The organism is Streptomyces sp. NPDC003943, assembly GCF_053605265.1.
Window position 1 is genome coordinate 16,005 of record NZ_JBSGIW010000070.1, and the last position, 19,183, is coordinate 35,187.

11 protein-coding genes are annotated in these 19,183 nt (G+C 71.1%); 10 read left to right on the forward strand and 1 reads right to left on the reverse strand.

All coding sequences use genetic code 11. The features are described from left to right. Nucleotides 1-41: 41 nt before the first annotated feature. The gene (locus tag ACWEV0_RS25625; protein WP_453151807.1) at nt 42-2,894 is read right to left on the reverse strand and encodes a glycoside hydrolase family 3 C-terminal domain-containing protein; all 2,853 of its coding nucleotides are present in this window, start codon (nt 2,892-2,894) and stop codon (nt 42-44) included. Between the two features lie 219 nt (nt 2,895-3,113). On the opposite strand from ACWEV0_RS25625, the gene ACWEV0_RS25630 reads away from it, so the two are divergent. The 10 genes from ACWEV0_RS25630 (at nt 3,114) to ACWEV0_RS25675 (ending at nt 19,183) form a co-directional block, all read left to right on the forward strand. Then, nucleotides 3,114-4,796 (forward strand): Tat pathway signal sequence domain protein, encoded by a 1,683-nt coding sequence (locus ACWEV0_RS25630; RefSeq protein WP_453151808.1) that lies wholly within the window; start codon nt 3,114-3,116, stop codon nt 4,794-4,796. Then, nucleotides 4,793-5,740 carry an ABC transporter permease gene (locus ACWEV0_RS25635; RefSeq protein ID WP_453151809.1) on the forward strand — a complete coding sequence of 316 codons (948 nt, stop codon included), beginning with the start codon at nt 4,793-4,795 and terminating at the stop codon, nt 5,738-5,740. Before ACWEV0_RS25630 ends, ACWEV0_RS25635 begins: the two co-directional genes overlap by 4 nt. Beyond that, nucleotides 5,737-6,711 carry a carbohydrate ABC transporter permease gene (locus ACWEV0_RS25640; protein WP_453151811.1) on the forward strand — a complete coding sequence of 325 codons (975 nt, stop codon included), beginning with the start codon at nt 5,737-5,739 and terminating at the stop codon, nt 6,709-6,711. Before ACWEV0_RS25635 ends, ACWEV0_RS25640 begins: the two co-directional genes overlap by 4 nt. Before the next feature lie 92 nt (nt 6,712-6,803). Next, the gene (locus ACWEV0_RS25645) at nt 6,804-7,832 is read left to right on the forward strand and encodes a LacI family DNA-binding transcriptional regulator (protein WP_453151812.1); all 1,029 of its coding nucleotides are present in this window, start codon (nt 6,804-6,806) and stop codon (nt 7,830-7,832) included. Nucleotides 7,833-7,861: 29 nt separating this feature from the next. Further along, nucleotides 7,862-9,847: a beta-galactosidase gene (locus ACWEV0_RS25650; RefSeq protein WP_453151813.1), complete on the forward strand. Its 1,986-nt coding sequence runs from the start codon at nt 7,862-7,864 to the stop codon at nt 9,845-9,847. Between the two features lie 41 nt (nt 9,848-9,888). Further along, nucleotides 9,889-12,030, forward strand: a complete 2,142-nt coding sequence (locus tag ACWEV0_RS25655) for an alpha-galactosidase (RefSeq protein ID WP_453151814.1) — start codon at nt 9,889-9,891, stop codon at nt 12,028-12,030. Between the two features lie 168 nt (nt 12,031-12,198). Then, nucleotides 12,199-13,980: a cellulose binding domain-containing protein gene (locus ACWEV0_RS25660; protein ID WP_453151815.1), complete on the forward strand. Its 1,782-nt coding sequence runs from the start codon at nt 12,199-12,201 to the stop codon at nt 13,978-13,980. A gap of 84 nt (nt 13,981-14,064) precedes the next feature. Then, nucleotides 14,065-15,576 (forward strand): glycoside hydrolase family 43 protein, encoded by a 1,512-nt coding sequence (locus tag ACWEV0_RS25665; RefSeq protein WP_453151816.1) that lies wholly within the window; start codon nt 14,065-14,067, stop codon nt 15,574-15,576. Between the two features lie 47 nt (nt 15,577-15,623). Next, the gene (locus ACWEV0_RS25670) at nt 15,624-17,366 is read left to right on the forward strand and encodes a cellulase family glycosylhydrolase (protein WP_453151817.1); all 1,743 of its coding nucleotides are present in this window, start codon (nt 15,624-15,626) and stop codon (nt 17,364-17,366) included. A gap of 77 nt (nt 17,367-17,443) precedes the next feature. Continuing rightward, nucleotides 17,444-19,183: a cellulase family glycosylhydrolase gene (locus tag ACWEV0_RS25675; RefSeq protein WP_453151818.1), complete on the forward strand. Its 1,740-nt coding sequence runs from the start codon at nt 17,444-17,446 to the stop codon at nt 19,181-19,183.

Genomic DNA, 19,183 nt, shown 5'->3' on the forward strand with positions numbered 1-19,183 from the left:
TTCCCCCCGGGACGGGCCGCCGGTCTGTGGGGCGGGAGGCGTCAGCCGGCCGCGAAGCGGAAGACGGAGAGCCGGTAGTCGCCGTGCAGGGTCAGGCTCAGGTCGTGCACGCCGTCGAGCGGGGCGGCGAGTTCGGCCGTGACCGTCGTCCAGGCGTAGCGGTCGCCGGTCACCGGCACGTCGATGTCGGCCAGCACCCGGCCGCCGGCCCGGACCTCCAGCCGGGCAGCGCCGTTCGCTCCGTCCGCGCGGGCGGTCTCGACCTCGACCCGGACGGCGCCGGAGAGGTCGGCCTCACGGAACAGCAGCGTCGCGGGCTGCCCGGGGTGGGCGGGCGTGACGGCGTCGCCGTCGGCGCGGGTGGCGTCGACGACGGTGATGTCCGTGTGGTCGTCGAAGTCGACGGCCCGGACGGTCCGTCCGACGACGGCGCGGGCAGCGGGCGCCGTCCCCGTCACGGTGAGCGGCGTGACGAGGACCTCGTCCTCGGCCGACCGCGCCACGACGACCTCGTAGTCGCCGGGGTCGACGGCGAAGGCGCCCGTGGCGACGTCCCAGTGGGCGAACCGCTCGGCCGGCAGCCGGAACGTCAGTTCGCGGGTCTCCCCCGGCTCCAGGCGGACCTTGCGGAAGTCGGCCAGGCGCACCCGGGGCGCCGCGTAGCGGGCGTCCAGGGCCCGGACGTAGACCTGGACGACGTCGCCACCGGATCGCCCGCCGCGGTTCTCCACGGTGACGGTGAGGTCGACCACGCCGTCCGGGCCGATCGACGGCTGCGACAGGCGCGGGTCGCGGTAGGCGATGTCGGTGTAGGACAGCCCGTGGCCGAAGGGGTAGAGGGCGGCGCCCTGGTGGTACTGGTAGGTCCAGCCGGCCTTGATGATGTCGTAGTCGAGCGGGGCGGGGAGCGGGTCGCCGCCGCGGTACCAGGTCTGCGGCAGCCGGCCTGCGGGCTCGGCCTCGCCGAGCAGCACGGCGGCCAGCGCGTGGCCTGTCTCCTGCCCGCCGTGGGAGGTCCACACCACGGCGGGCAGGTGCTCGTCGGCCCAGTCGACGGCGTAGGGGTAGCTGCTCATCAGCACCAGTGCCGTCTGCGGGCGGGCTTCGGCGACGGCGCGCAGCAGTGCCTCCTGGCCCTCGGGCAGGCGGATGTCGGCGCGGTCCTCGGTCTCGCGGCCGTTGATCATCGGGTGGTTGCCGAGGACGACGACGGCGGCGTCCGCCGTCGCGGCGGCTTCGCGCGCCTCGGCGCGGCCGTCGCGCAGCAGCTCGCGCTGCCAGCGCTCGGCGGCGTCCGGGGTCTCGGCGGTGACCGTCACCCGGCCGTCGGTCGGGTCCACCGCGGCGTAGCGGCCGGTGAACACGTTGCACAGCAGCACGGTGTCCTCGCCGGCCGGTTCGAACCGGAAGGTCTCCTTGACGAACCAGGCCTTGATGACGTCCTGGTCGGCGGCCAGGCCCTCGTCGTCCTGGAGGGTCAGGTAGCGGCCGCTGTCGACGGCGCGCAGCGTGGAGGCGCCGCCGCCCCAGTCGGTCACGTCGAAGGAGGTCTTGCCGAGCAGGTCACCGGTGGTGCGCGAGCGCAGGGCGATCCGGTCACAGCCCTCCACCCGGACGATCTCGCCGCCGTGCGGGGCGAGGGCCGCGGCGAGGCCGGTGGCCAGGCCGACCTGGTACGGCATGGTGCCGCTGTACCAGTCCTCGAAGAGCGCGTCGGCGAGCGGGCCGATGACGGCGATCCGCGGCGTGCGGGCGGGGTCGAGCGGCAGCAGGCCGTCGTTCTTGAGCAGGACGGCCGACTCGACCGCGGCCTGTCGGGCCAGGGCCCGGTGCTCGGGGCAGTCGATCACCTCGGGGCCGGTCCCGGCGTACGGGTCGAGGTCGGGGTCGAACTCGCCGAGGCGGAAGCGCACTTCGAGCTGGCGGCGGACGGCGCGGTCGACGTCGGCCTCCTCGATCAGGCCGCGTTCCAGCGCCTCGCGCAGCCGGCCGACCACGGTCTCCGTGTCCTCGCCGTGGTCGGTGAAGCTGTCGATGCCGGCCTTGAGCGCGGCCGCGTGGGACTCGGCGTGGTCGTCGAAGTAGTGCTCCGGGTCGACCAGGTTGGACGGGGCCTCGGCGTCGCTGACCACGAACAGGTCGTGCCCGGTCGGCCGGGCCCAGCGGCGCAGCTCCGTCTCGATCAGCGGACTCACGTGGCAGGGGCGGCCGTTGACCAGGTTGTAGGCGGCCATCGCGCCGGTCGCGGCGCCCGAGGCGATGACGGGCCGGAAGGCTGCGAGGTCGTACTCCTGGAGCACGCGCGGGCGCAGGGCGGAGGAGGTGGTGCAACGGTCGTCCTCGTTGTTGTAGGCGAGGAAGTGCTTGAGCACCGGGGCGGCCCGCAGGTAGTCCGGGTGATCGCCGGTCAGACCCCGGCAGAACGCCTCACCGATGCGCGCGGTGTGCACCGGGTCCTCGGAGTAGCCCTCCTCGTTGCGCCCCCAGCGCGGGTCGCGCAGCAGGTTGAGCACCGGGGCCCAGACCTGCAGGGAGTTCGCCCCGCGCTCGGGGCTGCCGACGGCCGGCGGGCGGTGGTAGTGGAAGGCCCGCAGCTCGGTGGAGACCGCCTCGGCCACCCGGCGCACCAGCTCCTCGTCCCAGCTGGCGCCCAGGCCGACGGCCTGCGGGAACACCGTCGCCACGCCCAGCCACGAGACGCCGTGCAGGCCCTCGCTGCCGGTACGGAAGGGGCCGACCCCCAGTCGCGGCACCGCCGGCGCGTACTGGTGCAGCATCGCGAGCCGTTCGTCGGGCGTGAGCCGCTGGAGCAGGTCGTCGACACGCTCCCGCAGGGCGAGCGTGGGATTGCGGAAGCCGGGCAGGCCGGCAGCTGACACGGACACGGAACTCACGTGGAACACCCTTCGGGCGGCTCGGCTCGGCGACCGGATGATCGAAGCGTTTCGACGCTGGCATGTGTCCGGCGGGACTGTCAACTACCCCGGGAACAAACGGTTTTGGATTTGTTCAGGCTCTTGCCCAACTGGTAACGCGTCGTTAGTGTCGCCGAAACATCCAAGCGCTTCGACGCTTCGGTGCTTCAACGCTTCGACGGAGAGGGCCACGCCACCATGAGATCCGGGTTGAACCGCAGGAGCTTCCTCACCACCGCCGCCACGGTCGCGGGAGCCGCCGCGATGGCGCCCCTGCTGTCCGCCTGCGGCAGCGGCTCGGGCAAGAAGGCCGGGGCGAACACCAAGGAGGGTCTCAAGGCCGCGCTGCCGGCCTACGTACCCAACGCCAACGCGGTCAAGCCGGACATAGCCCCCGTGCAGGGCAAGGGCGACGCCGCGACCGACCCGGCCTACCTCTCCTACCCGGCCTCGCCGCCCTCCAGCGTCTCCGGCGTTCCCGGCAAGGGCGGCAGCTACACGGCGATCACCCCGCTGTGGGGCACGGCCCCGCCGGTCGGCAACTCCTTCTACCAGGCGATGAACAAGGCACTCGGGGTCGACCTGACCGTCAAGCCGACGGACGGGATCAACTACAACACCATCATCCCGACGATGACCGCCGCCAAGAAGCTGCCGGACTGGATCAACCTGCCGTCCTGGCTGAACGACGCCTTCAACACCGGTGGGCTGGCCGGCACCCAGCTCGCGGACCTGACCCCCTACCTGTCCGGCGACAACATCAAGAAGTACCCCAACCTGGCCGCTCTGCCCACCGGCGCCTGGCAGCACGGCGTCTGGGGCGACAAGCTCTACGGGATTCCCTGCTTCTCCACCAGCTTCGGCATCCCCGGCGCCACCTTCTACCGCCGGGACATCCTCGAGGCCCGGGGCATCACGGCCGACCAGATCAGGTCCGCCGACGACCTGATGAACCTCGGCAAGGAACTGACCGACGCCAAACGGGGCGTGTGGGCCTTCGACGACGTGTGGACCTACCTCCAGTTCTCCTGGAACGTCCCCATGAGGTGGAGGGTCGACAACGGCAAGCTGGTCCACCCGTTCGAGACCCAGGAGTTCCTGGAGGCCATCGACTGGCACAACCGCCTGGCCACCTCGGGCTACATGCACCCGGACGCGCTCGCCGGTGACGTCGCCAACGGAGCCACCCGCTTCTACAGCGGCAAGACGCTCATCGGAGGCGGCGGACTGGGCGCCTGGAACCTGGCCGACCACCAGTCCGGCACCGCCGCGGACCCGAACTACCGGCGCGGCGCCTTCAACGCCATCACCGCCGACGGCAAGGGCACGCCGGTGGTCTACATGGGCGCCGCCGCCAGCATGATCAGCTACCTCAACGCCAATCTGAGGCCGGAGCAGATCCAGGAACTGCTCGCCGTCGCGAACTACCTCGCCGCGCCCTACGGAACGGCCGAGTACACCATGGTCAACTTCGGCGTCGAGGGCGTCCACCACACCCGGGTGAACGGCATGCCGACCTTCACGGAGGAGGGGAAGAAGGACGTCCAGGTGACGAGCTACCCGTTCCTTGCCGCCGCCCCCTCCGTGACCAGCAACCCGGGCGGCGAGCAGATCACCAGGGACTACGCGAGCTGGTCGGCCGCCAACGTCAAGTACCTCACCAAGCCGCCCTTCTGGGGCATGAACCTCAGCATGCCGCCGTCCATCGCCTCGGCCTCGGCCGCGCAGAACGTCAACGACACCCTCAAGGACTGCTACCACGGCAAGAAGAAGGTCTCCGAGTTGCAGGACGCCATCGCGAGCTGGCGGTCCGGCCCCGGGGAGCGACTCAAGCAGTGGATGACCGACAACGTCCTCGACAAGTACGGCACCGGCCAGTGAGCACCGCGGCCCCGAAGCACCCGGCCGGCCCCGCACGGCTCAACTGGCGGACCAGGCTGCGGCGCGACAAGTCCCTCCTCCTGATGACGGTGCCCGCGGTCGTCCTGCTCCTGGTGTTCAACTACGCACCGCTGTTCGGCATCGTCACCGCCTTCCAGGAGTACGACCCGCTGGTCGGGGTATGGCAGAGCGAATGGGTCGGGTTCGACCAGTTCCAGCAGCTGCTCGGCGACCCGGCGTTCTGGGCCTCGATGAAGAACACGCTGTACCTCAGCTTCGTCCAGCTGATCCTCTTCTTCCCGGTCCCGATCGCCCTGGCCCTGCTGCTCAACTCGGTGATCAGCGAGCGGGTCCGCAACTTCTTCCAGTCCGTGGTCTACCTGCCGCACTTCTTCTCGTGGGTGCTGGCGATCACGATCTTCCAGCAGATGCTCGGCGGCGCCGGCGTGCTCAACCAGTTCCTGCGCCAGCACGACATCGGCACCTGGGACATCATGACCAACCCGCACACCTTCGCCCTGCTGGTCACCTCGCAGGCGATCTGGAAGGAGGCGGGCTGGGGGATCATCGTCTTCCTCGCGGCGCTGAGCGCGATCAACAGCGAGCTGTACGAGGCCGCGGCCGCCGACGGCGCGGGACGGCTGCGGCGGATGTGGCACATCACGCTGCCGGGGCTGCGCGGGGTGATCGTGCTGATGCTGGTCCTGCGGCTCGGCAACGCCCTGTCCGTCGGGTTCGAGCAGTTCCTGATCCAGCGCGACGCCGTCGGCCACGAGGCCGCGGACGTCCTGGACACCTTCTCCTTCTACTACGGCATCGCCACCGGCGGCTACAGCTACGGCGCGGCGGCCGGGCTCTTCAAGAGCGTGGTCTCCCTGCTGCTCATCTGGGGCGCCAACAAGCTGGCGCACGCCTTCGGCGAGGACGGGCTGTATCGCAAATGACGAACGCACTCACCATCGGTTCACGGGGCGAGAAGCGCCGCACGGCGGCTACAGCGGCCCGACGCCGGACCCGCTCCGCCCGCCCGCCCTGGGACGAGCCGCCGACCCCGGTCGGCCAGGCCGCGAAGGGCCTCACGCTCGGCGGGACGCTCGCCGTCATCCTGGTCCCGCTCTGGATCATCGTCCTGACCAGCTTCTCCACCCCCGGCGCCATCAACCGGGCCGGCGGCCTGGTGATCTGGCCGGACGGCCTGACCACCGAGACGTACCGCCAGATGCTCAGCGACTCGACGATCATCACCGCGCTGGGGGTGAGCCTGGGCATCACCGTGGTCGGCACCGTGCTGTCCATGGCGGTCTCCATCCTGTGCGCCTACGGCCTCTCCCGGCCGCGCTCCCTCGGGCACCGCTTCGTCCTGCTGCTGCTGATCACCACGATGTTCATCAGCGGCGGCCTGATCCCGAGCTTCCTGGTCGTCACCGGCCTCGGCGGCTACGGCCAGTGGTGGGCGCTGATCCTGCCGAGCGCGGTCTCCGTCTTCAACATCCTGGTGCTGCGCGCCTTCTACCAGGAGACCTCCTCCGAACTGATCGACGCGGCCCGGATGGACGGCGCCGGGGACTGGCGGATCCTGTGGTCCGTCGTGCTGCCCACCTCACGCGCCGTCACCGCCGTCACCGCGCTGTTCTACGCCGTCGGGTACTGGAACTCCTTCTTCAACGTCATGCTCTACATGCCGACGGACAGTCAGAAATGGCCGCTCCAATACGTGTTGCTCACCTATGTCAACCGGGCGAACGGCCTGCCCGGGTCCGTCAACTCGGGCTTCGGGAACACCCATGTGCAGACCGCGCCGCTGTCGCTGCAGATGGCGGTCGTGGTCCTCACCCTGGTACCACTGGTGATCGTGTACCCGTTCGTGCAGAAGCACCTGCGCACCGGTGTCCTCACCGGAGCGATCAAGGGCTGAGCCGTCCGCACCGGTTCGGCGCGCCCGCCGCCGGACCAGGACCGGACCGGGCACACGCCCCTCAACGGAACCGACACGAAGGAAGCAGCGCGATGGTGACACTCGCCGATGTGGCCAGGCACGCCGGCGTCTCGTCGAGCACGGTCAGCTACGCCCTCAGCGGCAAGCGGCCGATCTCCGACGAGACCAGAACCCGCATCGAACGGGCCATCACGGACCTCGGCTACCACCCGAACGCGGGCGCCCGGGCCCTGGCCGGCAAGCGCTCGCACATCATCGCCCTGGTCGTGCCGCTCAACCCCGAGGTGCACGTGCCCACGATGACGGAGATCGCCATCGCCGTCACCGTCGCGGCCCGGGAACACGGCTACGACGTCCTGCTGCTCACCAACGACGAAGGCCCCGAAGGCGTCCGCCGGGTCGCCGCCACCGGACTCGCCGACGGCGTCATCCTGATGGACGTCCGGCTGGACGACGACCGCATCCCGGTCCTGCGCGCCGAGGACATCCCCGCCGCACTCATCGGCCTGCCCGACGACCCCACCGGACTCTCCTGCGTCGACCACGACTTCGCCACCGCCGGCGCCCTGTGCGCCGACCACCTCGCCGACCTCGGCCACCGCGACGTCGCCTTCATCGGCTACAGCAGCGGCGTCTACCGGCGCCACTCCGGCTACGCCGAACGCACCCTGAACGGCTTCCGCTCCCGCGCCGAACGGCGCGGCCTGCGCTTCCTCCACCGGCCCTGCGAGGGCACCTACGAGAGCACCGCGGGCACCCTGGCCCGCATCCTCGCGGACCGCCCCGAGACCACCGGGTTCGTCGTCCAGAACGAGGCCGCGATCGGCCCACTGCTGAGCCTGCTGCGCGCCAGCGGACGGACCGTGCCGGAGGACGCCTCCGTCATCGCCATCTGCCCCGACTCGCTGGCCGAGCAGCACGCACCGCGCCTCACCTCCGTCACCAGCCCGAAGAAGGACCTCGGACAGGTCGCCGTGGACCAGGTCATGGCGAGGATCGCCGCGACCACCGCGGGCGGGCAGCCCGACGACCAGCTCCTCCTGATGCCACCGGAACTCGTCGTCCGCGAAAGCACCGCACCGGTCCCGCACCACAGTTGACACCACTACCGGAAAGACGGTTCCCCCCCATGGACATCCGCCGGCTCACCGACCGCCTCGGCGGCCTCGCCTACGGCGGGGACTACAACCCCGAGCAGTGGGACGCGGAGGTGTGGAAGCAGGACGACGAGCTGATGCGCCGGGCGCGCGTCAACCTCGCCACCGTCGGCGTCTTCTCCTGGGCCCTGATGGAACCCGAAGAGGGCCGCTACGACTTCGACTGGCTCGACGCCCACCTCGACCGGCTCCACGCGGCCGGCGTCGCCGTCGACCTGGCCACCCCCACCGCCTCCCCGCCGCCCTGGTTCACCCCGGCCCACCCGGACGCCCTGCCCGTCGGCCCCGACGGCACCCGCCTGACCCACGGCAGCCGGGACACCTACTGCCTCACCGCCCCCGCCTACCGCCAGGCCGCCCGCCGCATCGCCACCGCTCTCGCCGAACGCTACGGCGACCACCCCGCACTCGCCCTGTGGCACGTCCACAACGAGTACGTCACCCTCTGCTTCTGCGACCACACCGCCGCCGCCTTCCGCGTCTGGCTGCGCGCCCGCCACGGCTCCCTGGACGCCCTCAACGAGGCCTGGGGGACCGCCTTCTGGAGCCAGCACTACACCTCGTGGGAGCAGATCCTCCCGCCCCGCAAGAGCCAGTGGCACCGCAATCCCGGCCAGGCCCTGGACTACAAGCGCTTCTGGTCCGACGAAACCCTCGCCGCCTACCGCGAGCAGCGCGACGCGATCCGCGCCCACAGCGACCGGCCGGTGACCACCAACCTCATGGTGCCCGACTACCAGAACCTGGACCTGTGGGCCTTCGGCCGCGAGGTCGACCTGGTCTCGGTCGACCACTACCCCAGTGCACCCGGCGTCGACGCCGCCGCCCACGCCGCCTTCGACGCCGACCGGGCCCGCTCGTTCGCCGGCGGCGCCCCCTGGCTGCTGATGGAATCGGGCACCAACACCGTCTACGTCGGCGACCGCGTCCTCCCCAAGGAGCCGGGCGACATCCTGCGCCACTCGCTCGCCCACATCGCCCGCGGCTCGGAGGGTGCGCTGTTCTTCCAGTGGCGCCAGTCCAAGGCCGGGGCCGAAACGTGGCACTCGGCGATGGTCCCGCACGCCGGGCCGGACAGCCGCACCTTCCGCGAGGTCACGGCGACCGGCGAGGCCGTCGCCCGGCTCGGCGAGCTCGCCGGCTCCACCGTCCGGGCCGAAGTCGCCGTGCTGCACGACTCCGACGCCTGGTGGGCCATGAACGTCGACGGCCTCCCGTCCGCCGAGCTCGGCTACTACCCCGCGCTGCGCCGTGCCCACCAGGCGCTGTGGGACGCCGGCCTGGCGGTCGACTTCGCCCACCCCGAACACGACCTCAGCCGCTACGGGGTCGTCCTCGCCCCCGCCCTCTTCCTGCTCACCGACGCGGGCGCCGAGAACCTGTGCCGCTACGTCGCCGACGGCGGCACCCTGCTCGTCCAGCACTTCAACGGCATCGTCGACGAGCGCCTGCACGCCCGGCTCGGCGGCTACCCGGCCGCCCCGCTGCGCGAGGCCCTGGGCATTCACGTCGAGGAGCACCGCCCGCTGCCGCAGGACGAGGAGATCGCACTCTCCGACGGCTCGACGGGCTCCTCCTGGAGCGAGTCCCTGCGCACCGAGGGCGCCGAGGCGCTCGCCACCTACACCCGCGGCATGCTCGCCGGCAGCCCGGCGCTCACCCGCCACGACTTCGGCTCCGGCCACGGCTGGTACCTCTCCACCCGCCTCGACGACGCGAGCTACACCGCGCTGATCGGCCGGCTGCTCACGGAGGCCGGGGTCGTCCCGGACCTGCCGGGCCTGCCGGCCGGCGTCGAGGCCGTCACCCGGCGCGCACCGGACGGCCGCGGCTGGCACGTGCTGATCAACCACCTCGACGAGCCCGTCCCGCTGCCGCAGCCCGGTCACGATCTGCTCACGGACGCCACGGTGAGCCGGCTGCCCGTCGGCGGCTGCGCCGTCCTGCGCGAATTGTGAGCGCTCACAAAGTCTCTCCCGCCTCATCGAGGAAGGCCACCATGAGCGACCCGCACGAGACGATTCGCTGGGGCCACGACGCCCTGGAGCTGGAGATCGCCCTGGGCGAGCACGGCACCCCCCGCCTGGTCCGCCTCGGCGCCCCCGGCGAGAAGAGCACCGCCCCCCGCCCCGGCGCACCACTGCCGCTGGTGGAGGTGACGACCGCCGGTCTCGGCCGCTACTGGTCGGGCCGGCACCTCGTCAACAGTGCCCTCGGCGGACGGTTGCGCCACCGCTCCCACCGCACGACCCGGGACGGCGACCGGCACGTGCTCACCGTCGAACTCCACGACCCGGAGACCGGCCTGACCGCCGAGGCGGTCTACCGGTCCCCGGACGGCCTGCCCGTGCTGCGCGCCGAGGTGCTGCTGCGCAACGAGGGGGCGGCGACGCTGCACCTGGAATCGGTCGCCTCGCTCGTGGCGGGCTGCCTCACCGGGGGCGACCCGGTGGATCTGGACACCGCCGACCTGCTGTGGGCGGAGAACGAGTGGTTCGCCGAATGCCGCTGGCACCGCCAGCCGCTGCGCATGTCCTCGCCCGAACGGAGCGGCCGCTTCCACACCGCCTCCGGCCGCAGCACTCGCGTCGTGGCCGGACAGGGCGTGTGGTCCAGCTGCGGCCACCTGCCGATGGGGGGCCTGACCGACCGGGAGTCCGGCCGCACCTGGCTGTGGCAGATCGAGCACAACGGCGGCGGCTGGCGCTGGGAGTGCGGGGTGCGCGACGACACCGCCTACGCGGCGCTGTACGGGCCGAACGACGCCGACCACGGCTGGCGCCACCCACTGGAGCCGGGCGCCGAGTTCCGTACCGTGCCCGTGGCGCTCGCACTGGCCCCGAGCGGCGGCCCGGACGACGCCTTCGCCGCCCTCACCCGCTACCGCCGCGCCACCCGCCGCCCGCACCCCGACCACCGGCGGCTGCCGGTGATCTTCAACGACTACATGAACTGCCTGATGGGCGACCCGACCACGGCCAGGCTGCTGCCCCTGGTCGACGCCGCCGCCGAGGCCGGCGCGGAGTACTTCGTCATCGACGCCGGCTGGTACGACGACGGCGGCAACTGGTGGAGCTCCGTCGGGGCCTGGGAGCCGTCGGCCTCCCGTTTCCCCGGGCCGAAGGGGATCCACGAGGTCCTGGACCGCATCCGGGAGCGGGGCATGGTCCCCGGACTGTGGCTGGAGCCGGAGGCGGTCGGGGTGAACAGCCCGGTCGCCCGGTCCCTGCCGGAGGAGGCGTTCTTCCGCCGCGACGGACGGCGCGTCGAGGAGGGCGGGGGCCGGTACCACCTGGACCTGCGCCATCCGGCTGCCCGCGCCCACCTGGACCGGGTGGTGGACCGCCTGGTCGGGGAGTGGGGCGTCGGCTACCTCAAGCTCGACCACAACACCGACCCGGGCTCCGGCACCAGCATGCATCCGGGAGAGGCACCGGCGGCCGGCCTGCTCGGCCACAACCGGGCCCAGCTCGACTGGCTGGACGGCATCCTGGACCGGCACCCGGACCTGGTGATCGAGAACTGCGCCTCCGGCGGCATGCGGATGGACCACGCCCTGCTCTCCCGGCTCCAGTTGCAGTCCACCAGCGACCAGCAGGACCTGCTGCGCTACGCACCGATCGCGGCGTCGGCCCCCACCGCCGTCACGCCCGAGCAGGGCGCGGTCTGGGCCTACCCGCTGCCCGAGGACTCCCCCGACGAGGTCGCCCTGACCATGGCCAACGCGCTCCTCGGCCGCATCCACCTCTCCGGGCGGATCTCCGAACTCTCCCCGGAGGCACGGAACCTGGTCCATGAGGGGGTGACCGTCCACAAGTCGATCCGCGCCGACCTGCCACAGGCGCTGCCCGCCTGGCCGCTCGGGCTCCCGGGCTGGGAGGACCCGTGGATCGCCCTGGCCCTGCGCACCCCGGCCACGACCTACCTCACCGCCTGGCGGCGCTCCGGCGAGGACACCGTCAGGGACCTCGCCCTGCCCCACCTGCTCGGCGCCGACGTCCGGGCCGAGGTGCTCTACCCGTCCGACAGCAAGGCGTCGGCCACCTGGCACCCGGACACCTCCGCCCTGACCCTGACCCTGCCGGCGGCCCCGTCCGCCGTCCTGCTGCGCCTCACCTCGCGGCCGAGCGTACGGAGTTGACGATCGGCCGGACGATCGCGCGCGGCCCGCCGCGCCGACCCGCGTTCCGACCAAGCAGTCGAGCGTCCGGGCCCGATCCTGCAACCGCGCGGGCCCCTGCCGTCCAGATCGCGGGAGTTCGTTTCCCCACTCGAACACCTCGCACCCCCACCCCACTGGAGGGACGCAATGAAATGGTCAGCCCGCACATGTCATGATCGCGTCATCGCTGCCACGGCAGCCCTGGCGCTCGCGGCCACCGGCGCGATCGCCGCCGTCGCACCGCCCGCCGCCGCCGCACCGCCCGCCGTCACCGCCAGCACCGTGTCGGTGTCGGTCGACGCCGCCCTGCAGCTCGCCACCGTTCCCGCCACCGGCGTCGGCGTGAACATCCCGGTCTACGACGCCAACATGAACGCCGCCGCCACCTCCGGCCTGCTCGGCACGGCCGGCATCAACACCGTCCGCTACCCCGGCGGCAGCCACTCTGACGTCTACCACTGGCAGACCGGCACCGCCGACGACGGTGCGTACGTCGCTCCGAACACCGGCTTCGACGCCTTCATGGGCACCGTGCGCGCCGCCGGAGCGCAGCCGATCATCACCGCCAACTACGGCTCCGGCACCCCCCAGGAGGCCGCCGCCTGGGTCAGGTACGCCAACGTCACCAAGGGCTACGGCATCAAGTACTGGGAGATCGGCAACGAGGTCTACGGCAACGGCGAGTACGGCGCCAAGTGGGAGTACGACACCCACAGCAGCAAGAGCGCCACGACCTACGCGAACAACGTGCTCCAGTACGTCTCGGCCATGAAGGCGGCCGACCCGAGCGTCAAGATCGGCGCGGTGCTGACCACCCCCGGCTACTGGCCGGACGGCATGGTCGGGCCGGGCGACACCATGGACTGGAACCACACGGTCATGTCGATCGCCGGCTCCAAGATCGACTTCGCCATCGTGCACGCCTACCCCACCAGCACCAGCCCGGCCGACCTGCTCACCAAGCCGCAGGCCCAGAACGCCGGCATCACCGGCGCCGTGCGCTCGCTGATCAACCAGTACGCCGGATCCAACGCCCCCAACGTCGGCATCGCGGTGACCGAGGCGAACGCCCAGGCCTACCTGGACACCTCCCCCAACGGACTGTTCGCCCCGGACAACTACCTCACCTGGCTGGAGAACGGCGCGTTCAACGTGGACTGGTGGGACCTGCGCAACGGCACCGACTGCACGAACGTGACCACGGTCGAGGGCGCCACCGACTACGACGACGGCGGCATGGTCTCCAGCGGCTCCCCCTGCGAGCCGGCCGTCAACACGCCCTTCCCCGCCTACTACGGCATCCAGATGATCAGCAGGCTGGGCGCGCCCGGGGACACCCTGGTCAAGGCCGCCAGCTCGTCCTCGCTGCTCACCGCGCACGCCGTCCGCCGCGCCGACGGCGACGTGGCCGTCATGCTGATCAACAAGGACCCGAGGAACGACGCCACGGTGAACCTCTCCTACACCGGGTTCACCCCGTCCTCCGCCACCCCGACCGTCCATTCGTACCTCAAGAACGCCCACGGGATCGGCACGGCCCAGTCCGGCAGTCCGACCATCCAGACCGTGCCCGCCTACGGCATCACGGTCGTCCAGATGCACCCGACCAGCGCGCCCTGCCGGGTCGTCTACAACAAGAACGAGTGGCAGGGCGTCATGGTCGGCTCCGTCACCGTCGTCAACAACGGACTCGGCCAGGTCAACGGCTGGTCCCTCGGCTTCGACTTCCCCGGCGACAACAGCATCACCAACAGCTGGAACGCCTCGGTGTCGCAGAGCGGCCCGAGCGTCAACGCCGGATACGTGTCCTACAACGCCTCGGTCCCGCAGGGCGGCAGCGTCCAGTGGGGATTCAAGGCCACCTGGTCCAGCAGTGACGCCAACCCCTCCGCCTTCCGGTTCAACGGCGCCTCCTGCGCGATCGGCTGAACCCGACGAGCCGGTGGTGTCCCGGGCTCCCCAGGGCCCGGGACACCACCAACCCGACATGCGCCTCCGAAAGGAACCGACCACGTGTCAGACCAGCCCCAGCCGACCGGCACCCTCCCCAACCCGGTGATCCCCGGATTCCACCCGGACCCGAGTGTCTGCCGCGTGGGCGACGACTACTACCTCGTCTGCTCCAGCTTCGAGTACTTCCCCGGCATCCCCGTCTTCCACAGCCGCGACCTGTTCAACTGGACCCAGATCGGCAACGCCCTCGACCGGCCGAGCCAGCTGCGCCTGCCGCGCGAGTCCCCGTCCTCCGGAGGGATCTACGCCCCCACGCTGCGCCACCACGACGGCCGCTTCTGGCTGATCGTCACCAACGTCAGCGGCGACGGCAACCTGCTCTTCACCGCCACCGACCCGGCCGGACCCTGGTCCGACCCGATCCGGCTGCCCGGCGTCCACGGCATCGACCCGGACCTCGCCTGGGACGAGGACGGCACCTGCTGGTGCACCGTCGCCGGCGTCTCCCAGGTCCGCCTCGACCCGGCCACCGGCGAAACCCTCGGCGAGCCGAAGCGGATCTGGTCCGGCGCGCCCGGCGCCATGGCCCCCGAGGCTCCGCACCTGTACCGGATCGGCGAGTACTGGTACCTGATGATCGCCGAGGGCGGCACCGAGCGCGGCCACGCCGTCTCCATCGCCCGCGGCACCTCGCCCTCCGGCCCCTTCGAGCCTTGCCCGGCCAACCCGGTGCTGACCCACCGCGGCATCAACAGCCCCATCCAGAACACCGGGCACGCCGACCTCGTCCAGGCGCCCGACGGCTCCTGGTGGATGGTGCTGCTCGCCGTCCGGCCGCGCGGCGGCACCCCCGCCTGGTACGTGCTCGGCCGGGAGACCTTCCTCGCCCCGGTGGAGTGGGTGGACGGCTGGCCGGTGGTCGGCCCGCTCGCCCCCGAACTGCCCACCCCTGCCTGGCCGCTGCATCCCGCGCCCGCCGTACCGGCCCGGGACGACTTCGACCAGGCCGAGCTGCACCCCCAGTGGATCTCGGTGCGCGAGCGCCCCGAGCACCTGTGCACCACGAAGGAACGTTCCGGCTGGCTCACCCTGCGCGCCGCGGGTGCCTCCCTGGACGAGAACGACGTGGTGTTCGTCGGCCGGCGCCAGCAGGACCTCGGCTGCCGGGCCCGCACGCTGATCGATCCCGCCAGGGGCCGCGGCGGCCTCGCCGTCCGCATGGACGAGGAGCACCACTACGAGATCGAGGCGGCCGACGGCGAGGTGAAGGTCTTCGCCCGGATCGGCTCGCTGCGCACCGAGGTCGCCTCCCGGGCGGTGCCCGCCGGAGCCGTGGTGCTCGGTGTCGATGTCGTCCCGCGGCCGACGCGCGGCCCGCGCACCGGTCCCGACGACGTCGTCCTCGGCGTCGAAGAGCCCGACGGCACCTTCACCGTGCTCGCCACCCTCGACGGGCGCTACCTGTCCACCGAGGTGGCCGGCGGCTTCACCGGCCGGGTCATCGGCATGTACGCCGCCGCCGGCACCGTCCACTTCGACCGCTTCGACTACGAGTCGCTCCCGCTTCCCTGACCACCCGTCAGGGCATTCCACTCCTGTTCCACACGAAAGGGACACCCGTGAACGACGCACAGCAGACCGCACGCCCGCTGGGCCGCCGACTCCACCGCACCGCCTGCCTCGTGGCGGCGCTGGTCACCGCGGGCAGCCTCGCCGTTGGCACGGCCGTCGCCGCACCGGCCGACCAGGCCAAGCACCGGACCCCGGCGGTCTCGGTTCCGAGCGACCCGATGGCCGCGGTCGCCGCGATGCAGCCCAGCTGGAACCTCGGCAACACCTTCGACGCCCTCCCCGACGAGACCTCCTGGGGCAACCCGCTCACCACCAAGGCGACCTTCGACGGCCTCAAGGCGCAGGGCTTCCGCAGCGTCCGCATCCCCGTCAGCTGGTACCCCCACCAGTCCGCCACCGCGCCGTACACCATCGACGCGGCGTGGATGGCCCGGGTCAAGCAGGTGGTCGACTGGGCCCTGCAGGACGGCCTCTACGTCGAGATCAACGTGCACCACGACTCCTGGCAGTGGATCAGGTACATGTCCACCGACCACGACAACATCATGGCCCGGTTCAACTCGACCTGGCAGCAGATCGCCGCCGCTTTCAAGGACGAGCCCCGCACGCTGCTCATGGAGAGCATCAACGAGCCGCAGTTCGCGGACGCGACCGACGCCCAGCGAACCCAGTACCTGCGCGAGCTCAACACCTCGTTCCACGACATCGTGCGCAACTCCGGCGGACAGAACAAGGACCGCCTGCTCGTCCTGCCCTCGGAGGAGACCAACAACGCCCAGCACTGGCTCGACGACCTGTCGACCACAATGACCTCGCTGCACGACCGCAACCTGGTCGCCACCGTGCACTACTACAGCTGGTACCCGTTCAGCGTGAACATCGCCAACGGCCCGACCTACGACGCCACGGCTCAGGCCGACCTGCACGACGGCTTCGCCCGGGTGCACGACACCTTCGTCGCCAGGGGCATCCCCGTCTACCTCGGCGAGTACGGCCTGCTCACCTCGCCCTACTCCGGCGTGGTCGAGCGCGGCGAGATGCTCAAGTACTTCGAGCACGTCAACTACGAGGCGCGGGTCAACGGCATGACCTCCGCCGTCTGGGACGCCGCCAACGACTTCCTGAACCGCTCCACCATGCAGTGGATGGTCCCCGAGATGAAGGCGCTGATCCAGACCTCCTGGCGGACCCGCTCGGGCACCGCCTCCACCGACAACGTCTTCGTTCCGAAGTCCGGCTCCATCGCGGCGCAGACCATCACGCTGAACCCCAACGGACAGTGGTTCACCGGGGTGTGGCAGGGCGACACCCCGCTGCTCCCGTACCGCGACTACACCGTCAACGGCAACCAGCTCACCCTGACCGCCGAGGCCCTCACCCGGCTGGCCGGCAACCGGGCGGCCGGGATCAACGCCACCCTCGAGGTCCGGTACTCCGACGGCGTGCCGTGGAAGCTCTTCGTGCGCTCCTACGACAAGCCGGCCATGGCCGACGCCACCGGAACGGCCGCCGGGATCACCATTCCGACCCGGTTCAACGGTGCCCTGATGGCCAACGTGGAGTCCACGTACGCCGACGGCACCGCCGCCGGCCCGGCCTCCTGGACCACATACCAGTCGTTCGACAACTTCCGCGCCGACTACGGCGCCGACACCACCATCAAGCCCGACTTCATCACGTCGCTGAAGGACGGCGCCCCGGTGACGCTCACCTTCCGCTTCTGGACCGGCGACACCGTCACCTACCACATCACCAAGTCCGGCGACACGGTCACCGGCACCGCCTCCTGACCGCAACCCTCCCGCGTCCGAAGCCCCTGACCACCCGTCAGGGGCTCCCCCACCCTGTTCACCCGAAGGGACACCCCGTGAACGACGCGCAGCAGCAGACCGCACGCCGCCGCCGACGCCACCGGACGGCCGGCCTGGCGGTGGCGCTGGTCACCACCGGTGCGCTGACCGCCGTCCCCGCCTCCGCGGCCCCGGACGCCCCGGACGCCGCACAGTCCACCAGTATGTTCGTCCCCAAGGACCCGATGAACGCGGTCGCCGCGATGCAGCCCAGCTGGAACCTGGGCAACACGCTGGACGCGATCCCGGACGAGACCTCCTGGGGCAACCCGCTCACCACCAAGGCGCTGTTCGACAGGATCCGGTCGGAGGGCTTCCGCAGCGTCCGCATCCCCGTCACCTGGTCCGGCCACCAGTCCGCCACCGCGCCGTACACCATCGACGCGGCGTGGATGGCCCGGGTCAAGCAGGTGGTCGACCTGGCGCTGGCGGACGGCCTCTACGTCGAGATCAACGTCCACCACGACTCGTGGCAGTGGATCAGGTACATGTCCACCGACCACGACAACATCATGGCCCGGTTCGACTCGACCTGGCAGCAGATCGCCGCCGCTTTCAAGGACGAGCCGCGCAAGCTGCTGATGGAGAGCATCAACGAGCCGCAGTTCGCCGACGCGACCGACGCCCAGAAGACCCAGTACCTGCGCGAGCTCAACACCTCGTTCCACTCCATCGTCCGGGGCAGCGGCGGAGTGAACAAGGACCGCCTGCTCGTCCTGCCCTCGGAGGAGACCAACAACGCCCAGCGCTGGCTCGACGACCTGTCGACCACGATGAACTCGCTGCACGACCGCAACCTGGTCGCCACCGTGCACTACTACAGCTTCTGGCCGTTCAGCGTGAACGTCGCCAACGGCACGACCTACGACGCCAAGGTCCAGGCGGACCTGACCGAAGGCTTCGCCCGGGTGCACGACACCTTCGTCGCCAAGGGCATCCCCGTCTACCTCGGCGAGTACGGCCTGCTGAGCGAGCCCAACTCCGGCATCGTCGAGCGAGGGGAGATGCTCAAGTACTACGAGCACGTCAACTACGTGGCCCGCGCCAACGGCATCACCACCGCGCTCTGGGACGACGCCAACTACCTGAACCGCGACACCCTGCAGTGGCGTGACCCGGCCCTCATGGCGCTGATCAGGACGTCCTGGACCACCCGCTCGGGCACCGCCTCCACCGACAACGTCTTCCTGCCGAAGTCCGGCCCCCTCGTGGCCCGGACCATCACCCTGAACCGCAACGGCCTCTGGTTCGCCGGGCTCTGGCAGGGCGACCGCCCGCTGATCCCGTTCCTCGACTACACCCTCGACGGCGACCAGCTCACGCTGACCGCCGACGCCCTCACCCGGCTGGCCGGCAACCGTGCCGACGGGGTCGACTCGACCCTCCAGGTCCGGTACTCCGGCGGCATGCCCTGGCAGCTCAACGTGCGCACCTCCGCGCAGCCGGTGCTCTCCGACGCCACCGGAACGGCCGCCGGGCTCACCATCCCGACCCGGTTCAACGGCGACCTGCTGGCCAACGTGGAGTCCACGTACGCCGACGGCACCGCCGCGGGCCCGTACGGCTGGACCACGTACCAGGAGTTCAACAACTACGCCGCCGACTACGACGCCGACACCACCACCGTCAAGGCCGGCTTCATCGAGTCGCTGAAGGACGACGCCCCGGTGACGCTTACCTTCCGCTTCTGGAGCGGCGCCACCGTCACCTACCACCTGACCAAGTCCGGCGACACGGTGACCGGCACCGCTTCCTGA